Below are 20,968 nucleotides of genomic sequence, written 5' to 3'. Positions count from 1 at the left end.
CGTTGTTCCTCAAAGTTCGGATTCGGGGTGGAGGTGGGGTTGCAGCATGGCAAGGACGGCGTCGTCCATGCCACGCGGGCGGAAACTGGCCGCTTCCAGTGCGGCGATGCGGACCTGCGCCGACAGCAGCAGCTCGCCGTCGCGCAGGATCCGCTGGTTGAAGACCATGCTGGCCCTCTTCAGCTGGACCAGGGTGGCGCTCACCTGCAGGGTGTCATCCAGCCGTGCCGGCCTGATGAAATCCATCTGCATCGAGCGCACCGCGAAGATCATCCCGTGCTCGGCGCGCATGCGCTCCTGGCCGTAGCCCAGCGCGCGCATCCATTCGGTCCGGGCCCGTTCCATGAAGGCCACGTAGCGGGCGTGGTAAACCACCCCGCCTGCGTCCGTATCTTCCCAGTAAATGCGTGTCGGCCAACTGAATCGCGGCTCAACCGACATCGGGAACCTCCGCGAACAGGTCCTGCGGCGGGTTCTTCGGCTTCAGGCCCATGTGCCGGTAGGCCTTGTGGGTGGCCATGCGGCCGCGCGCGGTGCGCACCAGGAAGCCCTGCTGGATCAGGTACGGCTCGACCACGTCTTCCAGCGTGCCGCGCTCTTCGGACAGCGCGGCGGCCAGCGATTCGATACCGACCGGGCCACCATCGAAGTAGTCCACCATGGTTTTCAGCAGGCGCCGGTCGAGCTCGTCGAAGCCTTCCGGGTCGACCTTGAGCATCTTCATGGCGGCCTGGGCCACGGGCTCGTCGATGTGGCCACCGGCCTTGACCTGGGCGTAGTCGCGCACGCGGCGCAGCAGGCGGTTGGCGATACGCGGGGTACCCCGCGCGCGGCGCGCGATCTCGCCGGCGCCATCGGCGGTGCAGTCGATGCCGAGGATGGCGGCCGAACGGCGCACGATCCGGGTCAGCTCCTCGACGCTGTAGAACTCCAGGCGCTGGACGATGCCGAAGCGGTCGCGCAGCGGCGCGGTCAGCAGGCCGGCGCGTGTGGTGGCGCCGATCAGGGTGAACGGCGGCAGGTCGATCTTGATCGAGCGCGCCGCGGGGCCCTCGCCGATCATGATGTCGATCTGGAAGTCTTCCATCGCCGGGTACAGCACTTCCTCCACCACCGGCGACAGGCGATGGATCTCGTCGATGAACAGCACATCGTGCGGCTGCAGGTTGGTCAGCAGCGCGGCCAGATCGCCGGCCTTCTCGATCACCGGGCCGGAGGTGACCCGCAGCGCCACGCCCAGCTCGTTGGCGATGACGTGGCTGAGGGTGGTCTTGCCCAGGCCCGGCGGGCCGAAGATCAACACGTGGTCGAGCGCATCGCTACGGGCCTTGGCCGCTTCGATGTAGATCTCCAGCTGCTCGCGCACCGGAGCCTGGCCAAGATAGTCGGCCAGGCGTTTGGGGCGGATGCTGGCGTCGGCGGCGTCATCCTCGCGGGTGGCGCCGGCGCCGATGATGCGGTCGTCGGTCATGTGCTGATTATGCGGCAAAAGTACGGGTTTCGGCCGGGCTGCGCCCGGCACCCGCGGTAGTGTCGGCCGCTGGCCGGCAACCTCAACAGCAACAGCCGAAGCGGGCTTCCTGGGGAATGGCGGGGTGGGTCCGGTTTGCGGGGGACGCCGTCAATACGTCCATGTAGGCTCGGTCGCGCCATCCATGGCGCTCACGCCCCCGCAACCGGACCCACCCCGCCTTCGACAGATTTCTGCGATCTGTCTGGATGGCGTGGCCTGCTCTGCCTGCTCTTGGTGGGTGTCGACCTTGGTCGACATTCATCCATCCACGCCGCGCGTGGATGGATGGGTGGATGACTCAGGACATGGGGTCAGATCTCGACCTGGGCACCGAGTTCCACCAGGCGGTTGCCTGGAATGCGGAAGAAGCCCGTCGCCGGGGCGGCGTTGCGGTGCATCAGCGCGAACAGCTTGTCGCGCCAGATCGGCATGCCGCGGTTGGCGGTGGCGACGATGGTTTCGCGGCTGGCGAAGAAGGTGGTGTCCATCGGGTCGAAGTAGATGCCGCCGTGGTCGCACGAGCGCATCAGCGCCAGCGGCACGTCCGGGGTCTCCATGAAGCCGAAGCGCACGTACACCCGGTAGAACTCATCGCCCACCGATTCGATCTTCAGCCGCTGCCCTTCCGGTGCATACGGCACCGGCAGCGTGACCACGTGCAGGAACACGTTGCGCTCGTGCAGCACCTTGTTGTGCTTGAGGTTGTGCATCAGCGCGTGCGGGGCCACGCTCGGGTCGGCGGTGAGGAACACGGCGGTACCCGGCACGCGTACCGGCGGTGCCAGCATCAGGCCCGGCAGGAAGGTATCCAGGCGGATGCCGTCCTTGCGGATCTCATCACGCAGCAGCTCGCGGCCACGGCGCCAGGTGCGCATCATGGTGAACAGGAAGATGCCCAGCACCACCGGGAACCAGGCACCCTGCAGCAGCTTGGCGCCGTTGGCGATGACAAAGCCCAGATCGATGATGAAGAACACCACGCACAGCGGCAGCAGCCAGGCGCGGGCCTTCGGCCACAGCGAGCGCGCCACCAGGGCCAGCAGCAGGGTGTCGATCAGCATCGTGGCCGACACCGAGATGCCGTAGGCCACGGCCAGGTTGGACGAGCTGCGGAAGGCCAGCACCAGCCCGATCACCATCACCGCGATGCCCCAGTTGATGCCCGGGATGTAGATCTGGCCGATGGTGTCGTGCGAGGTGTGCTTGATGCGCATGCGCGGGATGTAGCCCAGCTGCATGGCCTGGCGCGAGACCGAGAACGCGCCGGTGATGACCGACTGCGAGGCGATCACCGCCGCCATCGTGGCCAGGATGATCATCGGGTACAGCGCCCACGACGGCACCGCTTCGAAGAACGGGTTCTTCAGCGCCTCGGGGTGGTTGAGCACCAGTGCGCCCTGCCCCAGGTAGTTCAGCACCAGGCACGGCAGCACGAAGAAGTACCAGGCGTGGCGGATGGGCTTGGCGCCGAAATGGCCCATGTCGGCATACAGCGCCTCGCCGCCGGTCACCGCCAGCACCACCGCGCCGAGGATGAAGATGCCGTGCCAGCTGTGCTCCATGAAGAAGCGGATCGCCCACCACGGGTTGAAGGCCTTGAGCACTTCGGGCGCATCGACGATGTTGTAGATGCCGATCGCCGCCAGCGAGATGAACCACACCGAGGTGATCGGGCCGAAGGCCTTGCCGATCTTCTCGGTGCCGAAGCGCTGCGCGGCGAACACCATCAGCAGCACCACCACGGTGATCGGCACGATGAACGCATGCAGGCCGGGGGCCGCCACCTCCAGGCCTTCGACCGCGCCCAGCACCGAAATGGCCGGGGTGATCACGCCGTCGCCGAAGAACAGCGAGGCGCCGAAGATGCCCAGGATGCCCACCACATACGCCGAGCGCGAGCCGTTGCGCAGGGTGCGCTGGGTCAACGCCATCAGCGCCATGATGCCGCCTTCGCCATCGTTGTCGGCGCGCATGATGATGGTCACGTACTTCAGGGTGACCACGATGTTCAGCGCCCAGAACGCCAGCGACAGCACGCCCAGCACGGTGTCATGGTCGCTGTTGAGCCCGTAGTGCGGCGAGAACGCTTCCTTCAGGGTGTACAGCGGGCTGGTACCGATATCGCCGAAGACCACGCCGATCGCACCGATGATCAGCGCCATGCCTCCGGCCGGAGGGGCGTGACCGTGGCCGCCGGGGGCGGTTGCGTGCGGGGTTTGACTGCTGGACATGGGACTCCTGGCGAAGCTCAGGCGGTTCGTTGAAGGGAGGGAAAGCGGCTCAGCGCAGGGCCGACTGCAGGGCCTTGCGGATCACGGTGGCCACTTCGTCGCCTTCATTGAAGGCGTCGCGGGCCATGCGCGCCGCTTCGGCCGGCTTGTAGCCCAGCTGCTGCAGCGCCACGGTGGCATCGGACAGCGGGTCGGCCGGGGCCGGGCCGCTGCCGCTGGGCAGCGCACCGCCGGCACCGAACTGGGCCGCGCGGTCGCGCAGCTCCAGCACCATGCGCTCGGCGGTCTTCTTGCCGATGCCCGGGATGCGGGTCAGCGCGGTGATGTCACCGGCCTGGACCATGCGCGCGAACTCTTCGACGGTGACGCCGGACAGCACGGCCAGCGCGATCTTCGCGCCGATGCCGCTGACCTTCTGCACATCGCGGAACAGGCGGCGCTCGCCCTCGCGGAGGAAGCCGTACAGCGAGACGCTGTCCTCCTTCTGCGCGTAATGGGTGTACAGGGTGACCTCGCGGCCGAGTTCGGGCAGGTCGTAGAAGGTGCTCATCGGCGCCTCCAGTTCGTAGCCCACGCCATTCACATCCACCACCAGCCACGGCGGCGCCTTGTAGGCGACGATGCCGCGCAGTCGACCGATCATTGCGTGCAGCTCCTCATTTGCGGCCCCACGCCTGGCGGGCACTGAGCCCCAGGCGGTTGGCCGTTGCCCTTACGTGGGCATGGGTGATCGCCACCGCCAACGCGTCGGCCGCGTCGGCCTGCAGCTTGGTTTTCAGGTTGAGCATGAGCCCAACCATGTGTTGAACCTGTTGCTTTTCGGCGCCACCGCGGCCCACCACCGCCAGCTTGATCTCGCTGGCGGCATATTCGTGCACCGGCAGGTCGCGCAGCACCACGGCCGAGATCGCCGCGCCACGGGCCTGGCCCAGCTTCAGTGCCGAATCGGGGTTGCGCGCCATGAAGACCTTTTCGATGGCCACTTCCTGCGGCTGGTACTCGCGGCACAGGTCGGCCAGGCCCAGCACCAGCAGCTTCATGCGCTGCGGGAAATCGTCCGCCCCCAGCAGCACCAGCGGCTGGTGGTGCACGTGGCTGACGCGGCCGGCGGCATCGACATCGATGATGCCGACCCCGGTCCGCTGCGAACCGGGATCGATGCCGAGGATGCGGGTCATGCCGCACTCCTGGCGGGGCAGAACGGGAGGCGCTGGCAGGCGTATGGGCTCATGACTGTCCGCGATGACCGTTCAACGGCCCGCGCCCAGGCCGTCGGTGACGGCTCAGGCGTAGGCGTCGGCGCCGAGTTCGGCGTTGGAATACACGTCCTGCACGTCGTCCAGGTCTTCGAGCATGTCCAGCAGCTTCTTCACCTGCTGGGCAACCTCGCCTTCAACCTTGATGTCGTTGTCCGCGCGGAAGGTGATCTCGGCGTGGTCGGCAACGTGCCCGGCGGCGGTCATCGCGTCCTTGACCGTGTTGAACGCGTCAGGACTGGTGACCACATCGATCGAGCCGTCGTCCGGATAGACCACGATGTCGTCGGCGCCGGCCTCGATGGCCGCCTCGGTGATGGCATCTTCGTCGGCACCCGGGGCGAAGCTGAGCACGCCCAGGCGCTTGAACATGAAAGCCACCGAACCTTCGGTGCCCATGTTGCCGCCGCACTTGCTGAACGCGTGGCGGACATCGGCCACGGTGCGCACGCGGTTGTCGGTGAGGCAGTCGACGATCACGGCCACGCCACCGGGGGCGTAGCCCTCGTAGCGGATTTCCTCGTAATCGACGCCTTCCAGTTCACCGGTGGCCTTCTTGATGGCGCGCTCGATCACGTCCTTGGACATGTTCACGGCCAGGCCCTTGTCCATCGCCACGCGCAGGCGCGGGTTGTTGTTGGGGTCGCCTCCACCGCCGCGCGCGGCCACGCCGATCTCGCGGATGATCTTGGTGAAAATCTTGCCACGCTTCGCGTCGGACGCGTTCTTGCGAGCTTCGATGGAGGGGCCTCTACCCATGGGTGCTACCGTCTGGCTGCTTCAGGATCAAGGCGCGGATTCTACCTGATCGGGGGCGGCAACCGTGTCTAGGCCCGTATTGTTGTAGAGCCGAGCCAATGCTCGGCTCAATGGGCCCGACGGAATGCAGCCGAGCATGGGCTCGGCTCTACAGCGCGGCCCCGCCCCCCCTGCCCCTATGCGGCGGCGGCGTCGCGGCTGTGGTCGAACTGGCCGTGGCGCAGGAAATGCGCGGTCTGCCGCGCGGCATCGGGCGATACCACCAGGCCGCTGTGGCTGGTACGCACCACGCAATGGTCGGCCAGCCCCGGCAGGCGGGTCTCGGCCAGCGCCACGGTGCCATCTGAGGCATCGTCGATGGCGCCCAGCAGGCTGCCCAGCCCATGCGGCACCGAGCCGGCGATCAGCCCGACCTCGGCCCTGCCCTTCCAGTCCGGCAGGCCATCGAGCAGCAGTTCGCTGCTGCGCCCCAGCGCCAGGCCCCAGCCGTGCTCGGACAGCGAGCGTGCGGTGCCACTGCCACGCAGCGGCGAGCCCAGGCAGACCACGCGCTGCACCGGCAGCTGCGGGGTGCGGCGCAGGGCTTCCAGCGCCAGCAGACCGCCCAGGCTGTGCCCCACCAGCGACAACGGGCCGGCGTCGGCCAGCCGCTCCAGCAACTGCGGCACGGCCACCTCCGGCCCTCCGAACACCGAGGAATAACCGAAGGTGTGCACCTGGAAGCCGCGCGCGCGCAGACGCCAGGCCAGCGGCCCGACCCACGCGCGGGCGTTCCAGATGCCATGCAGCAGCAGTACGGGGGGAGTCATGCAGACAGCCTGGCAGTCAGCGGGGCAGGAACGTAGGACGATTGGACACGCGTGAGTGGCAAGCGGCGGTGAACGTCAGGACGCGCGCGGTGCGCGGCGCAGGATGAACTCAAGGTCGTGGGTGTCACCGACCGGGAACAGGTATTCGCCGGCCTTCTCGAAACCATAGCGGGCATAGAAGCGCTGCGCGCCGAAGTTCTCCGACCACACGCCCAGCCAAAGCGTGCGCGGGCCGTCGTGTTCCAGCCAGGCAAGTGCGGTTTCCAGCAGGCGGCTGCCCCAGCCACAGCTCTGCTGGGTCTTGATCAGGTACAGGCGCTTGAGCTCGCCATCACCGGGTTTCACTTCCGGATGCGGCAGCCCGCAGGGGCCGGCGGCGGCATGGCCGACCGCCTCCCCGTCCAGTTCCAGCAGCCACACCGCGTAATCGGGGTGGGCCAGGATCGTGCGCTGGCGCTCGACCGTGTAGGCCTCCTCAAGGAAGGCCTGCAGGTCCTGCGGCGGATACAGATGGCCGAACGTTTCAGTGAACGTGCGCGCGGCCAGCGCCGACAGGGTCGGCGCGTCGTCCACGGTGGCGCGGCGGATCGAATACATGCAGGAAGTTGACGTCAGCTCGGAGGGCGGGTCAAGCCTTTTCCGGCGATTCCGCTGCTTCGTCTTCCTCGTCCTCTTCCTCGTATTCCTCTTCGTCCTCGTCCTCTTCTTCCTCGCCTTCCTCGTCCTCGTCGTACTCTTCCTCTTCGTCGTCCTCGTAATCCTCGACGCCGAAGTCTTCACCATCCCAACGGCCTTCGCCGTCGGCGACGAAGGTCAGGGCCATCGCCGCCGGGTTGGTTCCGACACGGACCAGCCAACCCCCGAACACACGTGCACGCTCGGTGACCAGGGTGGCCTCGGAGCCTTCATTGCCCAGCTTTTCCCACTCCAGCGAAAACGCAAACTCGGTCATTGCCTGGATCTCCTGATCAGTTGGTCTTGGGGCGAACCTGGATGTGCACTTCGGCCAGCTGCGTGTCGACGATCGGCGACGGCGCGTCGGTCATCAGATCCTGTGCACCGGTGGTCTTCGGGAACGGGATGACGTCGCGGATCGACTCGGTGCCGGCCATCAGCGCGGCGATGCGGTCGATGCCGAAGGCGATGCCACCGTGCGGCGGCGCGCCGTAGTTCAGCGCGTCGAGCAGGAAGCCGAACTTGGCGCGGGCTTCTTCGGCGCCGATGCCGAGCAGTTCGAACACCGCGCTCTGCATGTCCGGGCGGTGGATACGGATCGAGCCGCCGCCGATTTCATTGCCGTTGAGCACCATGTCGTAACCGCGCGAGACGGCGGTACGGGCGTTGGCGCGCAGGTCGGCGATATCGTCCACGGCCGGCGCGGTGAAGGGGTGATGCAGGGCGACGTAGCGCTGTTCTTCCTCGTCCCACTCGAACATCGGGAAGTCGGTGACCCACAGCGGTGCCCAGCCGTCGGCGACCAGGCCGAAGTCCTTGCCGGCCTTCAGGCGCAGCGCGCCCATGAAGTCGGAGACCTTGTTGTAGCCACCGGCACCGAAGAACACGATGTCACCGTTGCCGGCGCCGACGTGGGCCACCAGCGCAGCGAAACGCTCTTCGCTGAAGAACTTCTGGATCGGCGAGCTGACTTCGCCGTTGTCGGCGATCTTGATGTAGGCCAGGCCCTTGGCGCCGTACTTGGCGGCATGTGCGGCGTACTCGTCGATCTGCTTGCGCGACAGGGTGGCGCCGCCCGGAATGCGCAGCGCGGCCACACGGCCCTCGGCATCATTGGCCGGGCCGGTGAACACGGCGAACTCGCTGTCCTTGACCAGCTCGGCCACGTCCACCAGTTCCAGCGCGATGCGCAGGTCCGGCTTGTCCGAACCATAGCGGCGCATGGCCTCGGCCCAGGTCATGCGCGGGAAGCTGGCCGCCAGCTGCACGTCCACCACCTCATTGAAGATGGCGCGGATCATGTCCTCGACGAAATCCTGCACGTCGCGCTCGCGCACGAAGGCGAATTCCATGTCCAGCTGGGTGAATTCCAGCTGGCGGTCGGCACGCAGGGCTTCGTCGCGGAAGCAGCGCGCGATCTGGTAGTAGCGGTCGAAGCCGGCCACCATCAGGATCTGCTTGAACAGCTGCGGGCTCTGCGGCAGGGCGTAGAACTCGCCCGGGTGCATGCGTGCCGGCACCAGGAAGTCGCGGGCGCCTTCCGGGGTGGCCTTGGTCAGGATCGGGGTTTCGATGTCCTGGAAGCCGCGCGCGTCCAGGTGACGGCGCAGGGCCTGCACCAGCTTGATGCGGGTGCGCTGCATGCGCTGCATTTCCGGGCGGCGCAGGTCCAGGTAGCGGTACTTCAGGCGGGTGTCTTCGCCCGGGTTCTCATGGGCGTGGAACGGCAACGGCGCAGCCTTGTTCAGCACGGTGATGGCGGTGGCGATCACTTCCACCTTGCCGGTGGCGATCTTGTCGTTCACCGCGTGGCGCGCGCGCACCACGCCTTCCACCTGCAGCACGTCCTCATAACCCAGCGAAGCCGCCACGGCGAACACCTCGGCGTTGTCCACCTCCACCGTCACCTGCACGATGCCTTCATGATCGCGAAGATCGATGAAGCAGACGCCGCCCTGGTTACGGGCCACGTCGGTCCAGCCGGCGAGGGTGACAGTCTGGCCAATCAGGGTCTCGTCGACCAGGCCGCAGAAGTGGGTACGCATGGGGGGAAAGCTCCGCTGGAGAACGCCGGCACCGAAGGGGACCGGAAAGCCCCGTATTCTGCGGCCGAGGCCCCGGCCGGGGCAAATGTGCACAGTCACACCGGCTTTATCCGCCTGGTCCTTATAGTCGCCCACCACCTACCGTATGGGGATTTGCCATGAACCTGCCATCCCTGGCCAGCTTGGCCGTGACCCTCAGCCTGGGCTGCCTTGCCAGCGCCGCCCTGCCCGCGCCCGCCGCAAACGCGCAGAACGGCGTGGTCCGCTGCGAGAGCCAGAGCAACCGCGAACGGGTCTGCAGCACCGGCTGGCGCAATGCGCAGCTGGTCCGCCAGCTGTCCGGCTCGGCCTGCGAGGAAGGCCGCACCTGGGGCAGCCGCAACGGCAGCATCTGGGTCACCAATGGCTGCCGGGCGGAGTTCGTCGAGGCCCGTGGCGGCTGGGGCGGTGGCAACGGCGGCGGCTGGGGCGGCAACAACGGCGGTTCGGGCCAGACGATCCGCTGCGAGAGCCAGAACAACCGCGAGCGCAGCTGCCCGGTCGGCTGGCGCAATGCGCGCCTGGTGCGCCAGCTGTCCGGCAGCCCCTGCGACGAGGGCCGCACCTGGGGCGTGCGCAACGGCGCGGTCTGGGTCAGCAATGGTTGCCGCGCCGAGTTCACCGAAGCCCGCGGCTGGGGCGGCGGCGGTGGCGGCTGGGGCGGTGGCAACAGCAATTACTCGATCACCTGCAGCAGCAACAACAACCGCACGCAGAACTGCGACTGGGATGAGCGCCAGGGCCGCCCGGTACTGCAGCAGCAGCTGTCCGGCAGCGCCTGTCAGGAAGGCCGCAGCTGGGGCTATTCACGCGGCCAGGTGTGGGTGAGCAACGGTTGCCGCGCGCGCTTCGGCGTGCGCTGAGGGAATGGGCGCGGGTGCGCCCCTCCCATCGGTAGCGCCGGGCCATGCCCGGCGAGCACAGCGTTTGAGCAACGGCCGCCGGGCATGGCCCGGCGCTACCCGTACAGACGCCCCGCCCACGCCCGGCGTGAATTCATTGAGCGGGGGTCTTCTCGTCGCCCCAGGGCGGGGGCGGCAGGTCGACCGGCTTGGCCAGGTCGAACTGCACACGGAAACGGCGGCCGTCCGGACGGGTCAGCTCGTAGACGAAGGTCTGGTCCGGATCGATCTCCATCGCCCAGGTGTTGTGGGTCGAGGCCAGCATGTCGGCCCTGCGGAACATCGCCACCGAATCGGCATCAGCCGGGAACTGCTGGCGCCCGGCGGTCCCCGGTGGCGTGCTGTCGCCGCCATACAGGGTGATCGCGTCGGCGCTGCCATCCTGATGGCGATGGTCGTGCTTCAGCCGCAGCCCGGCCGGGGTGCGGGTCAGCACCCAGGTCCGCGAGTGGTCATCGCCCACATGGAAGGGGATGCGCAGCTCGTGGGCCGGGTCTGCGCAGCCGCGCACGTGCATGACCAGGCGCTGGCCGGCGAAGGGATCCTTGCCGGTCGGCGCGGGCGTGTCCTGCACCACCTTGCCTTCATAGGCCTGCCCGCAGTGGGCGGCGATCGCCGCCAGGAAGGCATCGGCCGGCGCGGTGGCCAGATCATGGGTGACCGTCTCGGCAGGCTGCGAACAGGCCGCAAGGCTGAGCAGGAGGACGGCGGCGGAGGCAACGACATTGAGTCTCATGCCCCAACCCTAACGGCCATGACCGATGGGCGCAAACCGTGCGCCTGCCCCGATCAACGGTCGGCAGACGGCGCTGCCGGCAATGCTTCGGTGGCCGCTACCGGTGCACTCCCGCCCTCGCCCGCCGGCTCCTGTTCCACCGGATCGACATCGAACGGGGTACGGAACACCAGCGACGGCAGCAGTGTGGTCAGCGCGGCATACAGCAGCAGCGCGCCGAACAGCACCGCCGGGATCTGGAAGCGCTCACGCATGATCGCCGCCAGCACCAGGGTGAAGATCAGCGTTGGCGCCAGCGCCAGCGACACCCGCAGGCTGCTGCGGAAGCTTTCGCCGAACATCACCCGGCGCTGCAGCCAGACCACACCGATGCGCAGCGGCAGCACCACCAGGGTGATCACGATGCCCAGCCCCAGCGCCTCGAAGCTGAGCGCTTCGCTGGGCACCTTGGTGCCGGCATTGAAGAAATAGAACGGCACGAAGAACGAGGCGAACAGGCGCAGCGCATGCAGGTTCTCGTGCGAGGCCAGCAGCGGCATGCGCTGGTGCAGCAGGCGCGCGACCAGCCCGGCGATGAACGCACCGACCAGGTAATACACGCCCAGCAGGTAGGTGATGTAGGCCGCCACCATGCCCACCATCACCAGCAGCGAGAACTCCGAACCGGGCGCGTGCGGCGCCACCCAGCGGCCCAACGCGATGAACAGCAGCGGCAGGCCGATCATCATCGCCAGCAGGGCCAGGCTGGACAGCGCCATGTGGCCCGGATCGCCGGCCTGCAGCACGACGAACAAGGCCGCCAGCGCCAGCAGCTCGCCGGCGATGGCCTTGCTGGTGACCCAGAACCGCTCGTCCTCGCTCAAGCCCAGCCGCGACAGCGAATCCATGATGAAACCGGTGGAGGGGGTCAGCAGCGCCAGGGCCAGCAGGCCGGCGGCCTGCCAGGGCAATCCGGCGTAGCGCCAGGCCAGCCAGCCCACGCCGAACAACGTTGCACTGCGGATCACCAGATGCGCCAGCAGCGGCCACATGCCCCGGCGCAGCGCCTGCAGGTCCACTTCCAGGCCGGCGAACAGGAACAGCGAGGAAATGCCCAGCGTAGCCAGTAGTCCGATCACCGCATCATGGGCCTGATCACCCAGCCAGAGCATGCCGATGATGCCGAACAACAGGCAGGTCAACGGGGCAGGCAGGCTGAAACGCTGCAATGCGCGTGGGATCACAAGCAGCGCGAAGATCAGCAGCAGGTAGATCAGTTCATGGCTCATGGGGTCTTCCGTGGGGTTGGAACGCGCGCAGGATGCGCGTCCATGACCGATCCGGCAAGCCGCCGATGAATGGCTCCCGGTTACCTCACCCGATCAGCCGATCGGCGATGCGCCCCACCTGCGCCAGTACCGCGGCCTGCTGCTCGTAGCTGATCTGACCGGCGCGCAGATACGCGGTCAGCACCCAGGGCGCACCACCGGCACGCGGCCACAGCACGGCGATATCGTTGCGCGCGTCTTCGCCATTGCTGCCGGTCTTGTCACCCACCCGCCAGCGCTTGCCCAGGCCGGCGCGCAGGCACGCATCGCCGGTTTCATTGTCGATCAGCCAGTCGGCCAGCTGTTGCCGTGATGCCGGTTGCAGCACCTGCCCCAACACCACACGCTGCAGCGAACCGGCCATCGCCGCCGGCGTAGTGGTGTCGCGCGGATCGCCTTCGGCGAAGCGGTTCATTTCCGGTTCCAGCCGATCGCTGCGGCTGACCGTATCGCCACTGGCACGCAGGAACGCAGTGACCGCCGGCGGGCCGCCGACCACGCCGAACAGCAGATTGGCGGCGGTGTTGTCGCTGGTGATGATCGTGGCCCGGCACAGATCGCGCACGGTCATGTCCTTGCCGGCGTGGCGCCGGGTGACCGGTGCGTGCGAGAGCAGGTCGGCCTCGCGCACTGGCACGCGCCGGTCGAGCAGCGCGGGGGCGCGCTCGGCCTGGCTGAGCACGGTGGCGGCCAGCATGCTCTTGAAGGTGCTGCACATCGGGAAGCGCTCATCCTGGCGATGGCCGACGCGGCGGCCGCTGGCGGTATCGAGCAGGGTCACCCCCAGACGGCCGGCGCAGGCCTTTTCCAGCGCGGCGAAATCAGTGGCGGCACTGATGGCGGCATCGGCCGGGGTGGCGGTAGTCGTCGCGGCCGCCGCGCGTGCCAGCAACGGCAGGGCGAGCGAGGAAGCAACGGCGGCACCACTGAACTGCAGGAATCGGCGGCGGGCGAGCATAGGGGTTCTCCTGGGGACAGATCGATTATTGGCGCCCCCTCCCGGGACGACCAGCGCAAAAAATCAGCGCCAGACATTAATTGAATTCATGCCTGTCGCATCCAACCCCTTAATTTTCCGGAATTGCCCGTTGTCGCGTTACGATCAGCCATCATTCCAGCTCACGACTGCGCCATGCTGCACCCTACCCTGCCGCTGAACGCCCTGCGCGCCTTCGAGGCCGCCGCCCGCCACCAGAATTTCACCCGCGCCGCGCTGGAGCTGTGCGTCAGCCAGGCGGCACTGAGCCATCAGATCCGTGGCCTGGAGGACCGTCTCGGCATCCGCCTGTTCCATCGCCTGCCGCGCGGTGTTGCCCTCACCGATGAAGGCGCGGCGCTGTATCCGGTGCTCAACGAATCGTTCGAGCGCATCTCGGCCAGCATCGCGCGCTACACCGGCGGCCCGGCGCGTGAGGTGCTGACCCTTGGCGTGGTCGGCACCTTCGCCACCGGTTGGCTGTTGCCGAGGCTGGCCGCATTCGAGGCCGCGCACCCGGACATCGAGCTGCGCCTGCAGACCCACAACAACCGCATCGATCTGGCCGGCGAAGGGTTGGATCTGGCGATCCGCTTCGGCGATGGCGACTGGCAGGGCCAGGCCTGCACCGCGATCCTCGACGCGCCGTTCGCGCCGCTGTGCGCACCGGCACTGGCGCGACGGCTGAAGCAGCCACGGGATCTGAGCGCGCTGCCGTTGCTGCGCTCCTACCGCAGTGACGAGTGGCCACGCTGGTTGCAGGCGGCGGGTGTCAGCGGCGTGGAAGCGCGCGGGCCGGTATTTGATTCCTCGTTGACGGTGGCAATGGCCGCCGCCGGTGGTGCCGGCGTAGCGCTGCTGCCGTTGCGCATGTTCGAGCAGGAACTGGCCGAAGGCCGTCTGCTGCAGCCATTCGGCACCACGTTGGAGCTGGGCCGCTACTGGTTGACGCGGCTGCGCTCGCGCACCGAGCGCGAGCCGGCCAAGCGCTTCCGCGAATGGTTGCAGGCCCAGGGCGCGTAGGTAGTGCCGGCCGCTGGCCGGCACTACCGGTCAGGATTCCAGCAGTTCCATCCACACCGCTTCGGCTTTTTCCAGCTGAGCAGCGGCAGTTTCGCGGTCACGACCGATCACCGCCATGCGGGTGGCATCGGCGTAATTGGCCGGGTCGGCCAACTGGCGGTCCAGCTCGGCCAGGGCGCCTTCCAGCTCGGCCACCTTGGCTTCGGCGGCGGCCAGCTTGTGCGGGTTCACCGGCTTTTTCTGCACCACCTGCGCCACCGGCGCGGTCTTGACCACCACCGGCTCTTCCACCTGCTCCATGCGCGCCTTGGTACCCTGCGCCTGCGGGCGGGTACGCAGCCATGCAGCGTAGGCGTCGAGGTCGCCATCGAACGGCTCGACCACGCCATCAGCCACGCGCCAGTAGGTATCGCAGACCAGGCCGATCAGGTGGCGGTCGTGCGAGACCATCACGATCGCACCCTCGAAGGTGGCCAGTGCTTCAGCCAGCGCTTCGCGCATTTCCAGGTCAAGGTGGTTGGTAGGCTCGTCCAGCAGCAGCACGTTCGGCTGCTGCCAGGCGATCAGCGCCAGCGCCAGACGAGCGCGCTCGCCACCGGAGAATCCATCGACCGGCTCGAATGCGCGGTCACCCGGGAAATTCCACTTGCCGAGGAAATCGCGGAACGACTGGTTCGGCGCGTCCGGGGCGATCTCGCGGAAGTGCTCCATCGGCGACTGGCCTTCGTGCAGCGACTCCACGGTGTGCTGGGCGAAGTAGCCGATCTTCAGGTCCGGGTGCGCCATGCGCTCGCCGACGATCGGCGCCAGCTCGCCCACCAGGGTCTTCACCAGGGTGGTCTTACCGGCGCCGTTCGGGCCGAGCAGGCCGATGCGCTGGCCCGCTTCCAGGCCGAAGCCGACGTTGTGCAGGATCACCGCGTCCTTGCCGTAGCCAGCTTCGACGTGGTTCAGGCGGATCAGCGAGAACGGCAGCTTGGCCGGCGGCGCGAACTCGATGCGGAACTCGCGCTCGGCGCGCACCGCTTCGGTGCCGGCCAGCTTGGCCAGGCGCTTCATGCGGCTCTGCGCCTGCGCGGCCTTGCTGGCCTGCGCCTTGAAGCGGTCGATGAAGCTCTGCAGGTGGGCGCGCTCGGCCTGCTCCTTCTCGTGCGCGATCTGCTGCTGGCGCAGCTGTTCGGCGCGCTGGCGCTCGAAATCGGTGTAGCCACCCGGGTAGAGCTTGGCGCCACCACCGTGCAGGTGCAGGGTGTGGGTGGCGACGTTGTCGAGGAACTCGCGGTCATGCGAGATCAGCAGCAGCGTACCCGGATACTTCAGCAGCCACTGTTCCAGCCAGTACACCGCGTCCAGGTCGAGGTGGTTGGTCGGTTCGTCCAGCAGCAGCAGGTCGCTGGGCATCATCAGCGCGCGGGCCAGGTTCAGGCGCACGCGCCAGCCGCCGGAGAACGAGGACACCGCGCGGTGGTGGGTCTCGGCCGGGAAGCCGAGGCCGTGCAGCAGCTTGCCGGCGCGCGCTTCGGCATCGTAGGCATTGAGCTCGGCCATCTTGGTATGAGCTTCGGCCACCGCCTCCCAGTCCTCGCGGGCGGTCGCGTCGGCCTCGGCGGCCAGCACCGCGGCCACCTCGATGTCACCGCCCAGCACGAAGCTCAGCGCCGGGTCCGGCAGTGACGGCGTTTCCTGGGCGACGCTGGCGATACGGACCTTGCCGGGCAGGTCGACGTCACCCTTGTCGGCCTCCAGTTCGCCCTTCACCGCCGCGAACAGGCTGGACTTGCCAGCACCGTTGCGGCCGACCACACCCACCCGGTAACCGGCGTGCAGGGTCAGGTCGACATTGGACAACAGCAGCCGCTCGCCGCGGCGCAAGGCGAAATTACGAAGGGAGATCATCGGGGGTGGGGTCCATATAACCGGATGGAATGTGCTGGTGAGCACTGTTCCTGCGACGCAATTCTAGCGTTAACGAATACTTGACGCGCCCCGGGATGCGCGGCGGCCGACGTTCCTCTCTCCCACGTCCTCACCGCGCGCGTCCCGGGCCCCCTCCCCAGGTCAGTGCCGGCCACGGCTAAATGGTTGCTGCTGCAACGTTTTTTCCGATGACCGGCATTTGACAGGCACTGAATATCCCGTTAATTCCTGTATTGCGCACCGCAACAACCGCCGTCCGCCTCACCCCCGTGATGTCGATTCCGGTGCCACCCCCGCCAACCGGAGCCCCATCCCGATGACCCGCAAGACCAGCCTGATCGCCGCCGCCGTCGCTGTCGCACTCGGTGGCTCTTCGTTCGTTGCCGCTGCCCAGCAGGCCGGCACCGCTGCCAATACCCTGGATACGGTGATCGTCACCGGCACCCGCGTGGCCGACCGCACGGTCGCCGAATCGCAGTCGCCGATCGACATCATCACCCCCGAAGTGCTGCAGTCGACCGGTACCAGCGAACTGGCCACCGCACTGTCGCGCGCCCTGCCCTCGCTGAACTTCCCGCGCCCAGCCCTGACCGACGGCACCAGTGGCGTGCGCCCGGCGCAGCTGCGCGGCCTGTCGCCGGACCAGGTGCTGGTGCTGGTCAACGGCAAGCGCCGCCACACTTCGGCGATGATCAACGTCAACGGCAGCATCGGCCGTGGTTCCTCGGCGGTGGACATCAACGCGATCCCGATCGCCGCCATCGAGCGGGTGGAAGTGCTGCGCGACGGCGCCTCGGCGCAGTACGGCTCGGACGCCATCGCCGGCGTCATCAACATCGTGCTCAAGGGCAGCGGCAGCGGCGGCAGCCTGGCAGTGGACTACGGCCAGTACTCGGCCGGCGACGGCAACAAGTACCAGCTCTCGGGCGATACCGGCGTCGAGTTCGGCAACGGCCGCGGCCGCGTGCACGTGGCCGGCCAGATCAGCCAGCAGGACGAGAGCAACCGCGCCGGCCCGTACCGCGGCACCACGCCGAACACCGGCAATTTCCCCAGCATCGGCCAGACAACCTTCATCGTCGGCGATCCGCGCGTGGATGCCACGGCGGCGTCGGCCAATGCCAGCTTCGATTTCAGCGACCACGTGACCGGCTATGCCAGCGCGCTGCTGAGCAACCGCGACATCACCTCGTTCGCGTTCTACCGCTCGCGCAACCATAGCGGGCAGAGCGCGCTGCTGGCGCAGACCTACCCGGACGGCTACGTGCCGGAAATCAACCAGTATTCCAAGGACCGCTCGCTGGTGGCCGGGGTCAAGGGCAATACCGACAGCGGCTGGACCTGGGACCTGAGCCTGAACCACGGCGAGAACACCCTGGACTTCCACACCCGCAACAGCATCAACTACAGCCTGGGCGCGACCAGCCCGCGCTCGTTCTACGACGGCACGCTGAAGTACCAGCAGGACATCTTCAATGCTGACCTGACCAAGTCGCTGGACTGGGGCCTGGCTTATCCGGTCACGCTGTCCTTCGGTGGTGAGTACCGCAAGGAGAAGTGGGACCAGAACCCGGGCGAACTGAACTCGTATACCGGCAGTGGCGCGCAGGGCTTCGGCGGCTTCACCCCCACCAATGAGGTGCATGCCGACCGCCACAACTACGCGGTCTACGCCGGCCTGGAAGCGGACCTGACCGAGAAGTTCTCGGCCGGCATCACCGGCCGCTACGAGGACTACTCGGACTTCGGCGACCGCTTCTCCGGCAAGCTGTCGGCGCGCTATGCGTTCACCGACAAGGTCGCGCTGCGGGCCACCGCCTCCAGTGGTTTCCGCGCGCCCTCGCTGGCGCAGCAGGGCTACCAGGCAGTGACCAGCCAGTTCCTCAATGGCGTATTCGTCGAGCGCGGTACCTTCCCCACCACCAGCCAGGCTGCGCAGGCACTGGGTGCCTCGCCGCTGAAGGCCGAGACCTCCACCTCCTACAGCCTGGGCCTGGTGCTGCAGCCGGTCGACCGCCTGTACATCACCGTCGATGCCTACCAGATCGACATCGATGACCGCATCGCGCTGTCGTCCAGCATCACCACCAATGCCGCCACCAGCGCGCTGCTGGGCACCCTGGGCCTGCCGCAGGTGACCGCGTTCTCGTACTTCACCAACGGCCTGGATACGCGTACGCGGGGCGTGGACTTCGTCTCCAGCTACACCGTGCCGTTCACGGCCAGCAGCCTGGAGCTGACTGCGGCCTACAGCTACAACGACACCGAAGTGCGCCGCGTCGGCGGCACCCCGGCGGTGTTCGGCACGCTGGGCCTGACCCAGTCGCTGATCGGCCGCGATGAGATCGGCCGCATCGAGGACAGCTACCCGCGCGACAAGGCGATCCTGAGCGGCACCTGGCGTTCGGACCACTGGGAACTGGGCCTGGCCGCTACCCGTTACGGCACGTTCACCGTGCGCAATTCGGCTACCGCGCTGCGCGACCAGACCTACGGCGACGCCTGGGTGGTGGACGCCTCGGCCAGCTACAAGCCGAGCAGCAACTGGACGCTGACCGTGGGCGCCGACAACCTGCTGGACAAGTACCCGGACCGCACCGAGGACCTGCAGAACTCCACCTTCGGCATGCTGCCGTACAGCAACTACTCGCCGTTCGGCTTCAATGGCGCGTATGTGTATGGGCGGATCAAGTACACCTGGTAAGCAGGGCCCGGCGCTTCGGTAGTGCCGGCCGCTGGCCGGCAACTCCCTGGTGGGGTCAGATCCCTTTTCCTGCGGGAAAAGGGATCTGACCCCATTCGCATTTAAGGTTTGCCGTATCTGGCCTCATCGGTGAAAATCGGGACACCCCCGATTTCCTGCGAGTGCCGATGCACCATGACACCGACCTGATCAACATCGTGGCCGTTGGCCTGGGGCTCGCCTTCATCTTCGGCGCGCTGGCCAACAAGCTCCGCTTGTCTCCCCTGGTCGGTTACCTGGTTGCTGGCATCTGCGTAGGCCCATTCACCCCCGGCTTCGTCGCCGACCAGGCACTGGCCAACCAGCTGGCCGAACTGGGCGTGATGCTGCTGATGTTCGGTGTTGGCCTGCACTTCTCGCTGAAGGACCTGATGGCGGTCAAGGCCATCGCCATTCCCGGTGCCATCGGCCAGATCGCCGTGGCCACCCTGCTTGGCTGGGGCGTGGCCTGGCTGATGGGCTGGCCGGCCCTGCATGGCGTGATCTTCGGTTTCTCGCTGGCCACCGCCAGTACCGTGGTGCTGCTGCGGGCGATGGAAGAACGGCGCCTGCTGGAAACCATGCGCGGCAAGATCGCAGTCGGCTGGCTGATCGTGGAAGACCTGGCCTGCGTACTGGCACTGGTGATGATGCCGGTGCTGGCCGGCGTGTTCGGCCCCGATGCGGCCAAGGAATCGCATTCGCTGGGCAGCGTGCTGGCCGACATCGGCTGGACCTTTGTGCAGCTGGGCCTGTTCGTGGCGGTGATGCTGGTGGTCGGCCGCCGGGTCATTCCGTGGATCCTTGAGCGCATCGCCGGTACCGGTTCGCGCGAACTGTTCACCCTGTCGGTGCTGGCGATCGCGCTGGGCGTGGCGTTCGGTTCGGCCATGCTGTTCGGTGTGTCCTTCGCACTGGGCGCGTTCTTCGCCGGCATGCTGCTCAACGAATCGGAGCTGAGCCACAAGGCCGCGCACGATTCGCTGCCGTTGCGTGATGCGTTCGCGGTGCTGTTCTTCGTCTCGGTCGGCATGCTGTTCGACCCCAACATCCTCGTCCAGCACCCGTGGCAGGTGCTGGCCACGGTGCTGATCATCATGTTCGGCAAGTCGGCGGCCGCGTTCTTCATCGTGCGTGCGTTTGGCCACCCGACCAGCACCGCGCTGACCATCTCGGCCAGCCTGGCGCAGATCGGTGAGTTCGCCTTCATCATCGCCGGCCTTGGCGTAGCGCTGCAGATCCTGCCGAAGGAAGGGCAATCGCTGGTGCTCGCTGGCGCGCTGGTCTCGATCATGCTCAATCCGCTGGTGTTCGGCCTGCTCGACCGTTGGCAGGCCAAGCAGGAGCAGTCGCCCCAGGCCGCCGAGCCCGAAGAGGCGACCGGCCCCTCGCGCGACCTGCATGACCATGCCATCGTGATCGGTTACGGCCGGGTCGGCAGCGAGCTGGCGCAGGTGCTGCGTGATCGCGGCGTGCCGGTGCTGGTGATCGATGACAACAAGGAACATGTCGAACAGGCGCACGCCAGGGGCCTGGCGGCAATCCGCGGCAGTGCCGCCGCCGACCGGGTGCTGGCCGAGGCCCACCCGGAGCGCGCCAAGATTGCAGTGCTGGCCATTCCGCAGCCGCTGGAGGCCGGTGAGGCGCTGGCCAAGCTGCGCGCGATCAATCCGGACCTGACCCTGCTGGCGCGCGCGCACAGCGATGCCGAAGTGAAGCATCTGCTGGAGCATGGTGCCGATGGCACGGTGATGGCCGAGCGCGAGCTGGCCTATTCGCTGGCGGAGATGATCATGTCCACACCGCCGTACCGGAATCTGGGGCAGCACAGCATCCCGGTGGTGTGAGGGTGGTGCGGCAGGGCTGCGCCCTGCACCCTGCCGAAACAACGGCAACGGCAACGGCAAAAGCAAAAGCTGGCATTCCGTGGAATGGCGCGGCGGGTCCGGTAGCGGGAGACGCCGTAAACCCGTCCCTGGGGGCTTGGCCGCGGCATCCATGCCGCGGACACTCCCGCAACCGGACCCACCCCGCCTTCGACAGATTCCTGCGATCTGC

General features: G+C 67.5%; 18 protein-coding genes. 4 read left to right on the top strand and 14 right to left on the bottom strand.

Going from position 1 to position 20,968, the window contains the following annotated elements; genetic code table 11:
- Positions 1-9: 9 nt before the first annotated feature.
- The 10 genes from ybgC to aspS form a co-directional block, all read right to left on the bottom strand.
- Positions 10-441: a tol-pal system-associated acyl-CoA thioesterase gene (ybgC, locus tag LZ605_RS20530; protein WP_249843127.1), complete on the bottom strand. Its 432-nt coding sequence runs from the start codon at positions 439-441 to the stop codon at positions 10-12.
- Positions 431-1,471, bottom strand: coding sequence for a Holliday junction branch migration DNA helicase RuvB (ruvB, locus tag LZ605_RS20525; RefSeq protein WP_107231780.1), 1,041 nt, complete (start codon positions 1,469-1,471; stop codon positions 431-433). The genes ybgC and ruvB overlap by 11 nt, the downstream gene beginning before the upstream one ends.
- Positions 1,472-1,824: 353 nt before the next feature.
- Positions 1,825-3,744 carry a potassium transporter Kup gene (locus LZ605_RS20520; RefSeq protein WP_249843126.1) on the bottom strand — a complete coding sequence of 640 codons (1,920 nt, stop codon included), beginning with the start codon at positions 3,742-3,744 and terminating at the stop codon, positions 1,825-1,827.
- 49 nt (positions 3,745-3,793) lie between these two features.
- Complete coding sequence (gene ruvA, locus LZ605_RS20515) at positions 3,794-4,387, bottom strand: Holliday junction branch migration protein RuvA (RefSeq protein ID WP_249843125.1); 594 nt, start codon at positions 4,385-4,387, stop codon at positions 3,794-3,796.
- A 13-nt stretch (positions 4,388-4,400) separates the two neighbouring features.
- Entirely contained in the window at positions 4,401-4,922 is a 522-nt protein-coding gene (gene ruvC, locus LZ605_RS20510) for a crossover junction endodeoxyribonuclease RuvC (RefSeq protein ID WP_249843124.1), read from the bottom strand.
- A gap of 105 nt (positions 4,923-5,027) precedes the next feature.
- Positions 5,028-5,759 (bottom strand): YebC/PmpR family DNA-binding transcriptional regulator, encoded by a 732-nt coding sequence (locus LZ605_RS20505; RefSeq protein ID WP_107231777.1) that lies wholly within the window; start codon positions 5,757-5,759, stop codon positions 5,028-5,030.
- 176 nt (positions 5,760-5,935) lie between these two features.
- On the bottom strand, positions 5,936-6,568 hold the full coding sequence (locus tag LZ605_RS20500; RefSeq protein WP_107231776.1) for an esterase/lipase family protein: 633 nt from the start codon (positions 6,566-6,568) through the stop codon (positions 5,936-5,938).
- 75 nt (positions 6,569-6,643) lie between these two features.
- Positions 6,644-7,165, bottom strand: coding sequence for a GNAT family N-acetyltransferase (locus tag LZ605_RS20495; protein ID WP_249843123.1), 522 nt, complete (start codon positions 7,163-7,165; stop codon positions 6,644-6,646).
- A 31-nt stretch (positions 7,166-7,196) separates the two neighbouring features.
- Positions 7,197-7,520 carry a DNA primase gene (locus tag LZ605_RS20490; RefSeq protein ID WP_249843122.1) on the bottom strand — a complete coding sequence of 108 codons (324 nt, stop codon included), beginning with the start codon at positions 7,518-7,520 and terminating at the stop codon, positions 7,197-7,199.
- Positions 7,521-7,536: 16 nt separating this feature from the next.
- Positions 7,537-9,288 (bottom strand): aspartate--tRNA ligase, encoded by a 1,752-nt coding sequence (aspS, locus tag LZ605_RS20485; protein WP_249843121.1) that lies wholly within the window; start codon positions 9,286-9,288, stop codon positions 7,537-7,539.
- A gap of 158 nt (positions 9,289-9,446) precedes the next feature.
- On the opposite strand from aspS, the gene LZ605_RS20480 reads away from it, so the two are divergent.
- Positions 9,447-10,190, top strand: a complete 744-nt coding sequence (locus LZ605_RS20480; RefSeq protein ID WP_249843120.1) for a DUF3011 domain-containing protein — start codon at positions 9,447-9,449, stop codon at positions 10,188-10,190.
- 133 nt (positions 10,191-10,323) lie between these two features.
- Here LZ605_RS20480 and LZ605_RS20475 read toward each other — a convergent pair whose 3' ends face one another.
- The 3 genes from LZ605_RS20475 to blaL2 all read right to left on the bottom strand — a co-directional run bounded on the left by LZ605_RS20475 (position 10,324) and on the right by blaL2 (position 13,230).
- Positions 10,324-10,965 carry a hypothetical protein gene (locus LZ605_RS20475; RefSeq protein ID WP_249843119.1) on the bottom strand — a complete coding sequence of 214 codons (642 nt, stop codon included), beginning with the start codon at positions 10,963-10,965 and terminating at the stop codon, positions 10,324-10,326.
- 53 nt (positions 10,966-11,018) lie between these two features.
- Positions 11,019-12,233, bottom strand: a complete 1,215-nt coding sequence (locus LZ605_RS20470) for a cation:proton antiporter (protein WP_249843118.1) — start codon at positions 12,231-12,233, stop codon at positions 11,019-11,021.
- An 85-nt stretch (positions 12,234-12,318) separates the two neighbouring features.
- Complete coding sequence (gene blaL2 / locus LZ605_RS20465) at positions 12,319-13,230, bottom strand: L2 family extended-spectrum class A beta-lactamase (RefSeq protein WP_249843117.1); 912 nt, start codon at positions 13,228-13,230, stop codon at positions 12,319-12,321.
- Between the two features lie 174 nt (positions 13,231-13,404).
- On the opposite strand from blaL2, the gene ampR reads away from it, so the two are divergent.
- Positions 13,405-14,271: a LysR family transcriptional regulator AmpR gene (gene ampR / locus LZ605_RS20460; RefSeq protein ID WP_249843116.1), complete on the top strand. Its 867-nt coding sequence runs from the start codon at positions 13,405-13,407 to the stop codon at positions 14,269-14,271.
- 30 nt (positions 14,272-14,301) lie between these two features.
- Here the strand turns inward: ampR and LZ605_RS20455 are convergent, their stop codons facing one another.
- Entirely contained in the window at positions 14,302-16,167 is a 1,866-nt protein-coding gene (locus LZ605_RS20455; RefSeq protein WP_249843115.1) for an ABC-F family ATP-binding cassette domain-containing protein, read from the bottom strand.
- Positions 16,168-16,504: 337 nt separating this feature from the next.
- Here LZ605_RS20455 and LZ605_RS20450 point away from each other — a divergent pair, with 337 nt between their 5' ends.
- Both LZ605_RS20450 and ybaL read left to right on the top strand, forming a co-directional pair.
- Positions 16,505-18,892 (top strand): TonB-dependent receptor plug domain-containing protein, encoded by a 2,388-nt coding sequence (locus tag LZ605_RS20450; protein WP_249843114.1) that lies wholly within the window; start codon positions 16,505-16,507, stop codon positions 18,890-18,892.
- Positions 18,893-19,059: 167 nt separating this feature from the next.
- A complete protein-coding gene (ybaL, locus tag LZ605_RS20445; protein ID WP_249843113.1) occupies positions 19,060-20,757 on the top strand; it encodes a YbaL family putative K(+) efflux transporter in 1,698 nt (565 codons plus the stop codon).
- Positions 20,758-20,968 lie beyond the last annotated feature (211 nt).

The organism is Stenotrophomonas maltophilia (genome assembly GCF_023518235.1).
GTDB lineage: Bacteria > Pseudomonadota > Gammaproteobacteria > Xanthomonadales > Xanthomonadaceae > Stenotrophomonas.
This window is presented reverse-complemented; position numbering and strand designations above follow the sequence as displayed.